Below are 627 nucleotides of genomic sequence, written 5' to 3'. Positions count from 1 at the left end.
CTGGAAGGAGCGGACGAGGACCTCGTAGAAGACGGCGCGTTTGAACCACTCGGGGTCCCGGTCCTTGGCGGGAGTGTCCTCGAAGGTGTCCGGAACAGGCTCGTTGACGATCATGTGGTGGGTGACCCTCCGATCTGCGGGGTGGACGGTCGCAGGACGGTCAGAACGTGCGCGGGGCGAGTACCCGGTTCCAGGCGCACATAGTTCGTCCTGCCCCATTCGTAGGTCTCGCCGGTGAGCTCGTCGCGCACCGACGCGGGCTCGTGCCAGTCCAGGCCGAGTTGCGGCATGTCCAACGAGACCGTCGCCTCCTGGGTGTGGTGGGGGTCGAGGTTCACGACCACCAGAACCGTGTTCGATCCCCGGCGCTTCGAATAGACGATCACCGCCTCCTGGTCCGCGTGATGGAAATGGAGATCACGCAACTGCCGCAGGGCCGGACTGCGTCGCCGGATCGAGTTGAGTTTGGCTATCAATGGCGCGATGCTACGTCCGTCACGCTCCGCGGACTCCCAATCGCGGGTACGCAGTTGGTATTTCTCGGAGTCCAGGTATTCTTCGCTGCCTTCGCGCAGCGGGGTGTTCTCGCACAGTTCGTAGCCGCTGTACACACCCCAGGTCGGGGAG

The 627-nt window shown here is 64.1% G+C and carries 1 protein-coding gene; it reads right to left on the bottom strand.

Features of this window, described 5'->3' with window-relative positions; all coding sequences use genetic code 11:
* Nucleotides 1-110: 110 nt before the first annotated feature.
* A partial coding sequence (locus PV734_RS45735; RefSeq protein WP_319295233.1) for a DUF3459 domain-containing protein occupies nucleotides 111-627 on the bottom strand: 517 nt, incomplete at its 5' end.

Origin of the sequence: Streptomyces sp. AK08-02, assembly GCF_033795085.1 — a bacterium.
In the GTDB taxonomy this organism is placed as follows: Bacteria; Actinomycetota; Actinomycetes; order Streptomycetales; family Streptomycetaceae; genus Streptomyces; species Streptomyces echiniscabiei.
The sequence above is the reverse complement of the archived record's forward strand: the minus strand, read 5'-3'. Positions and strand labels throughout refer to the sequence as shown.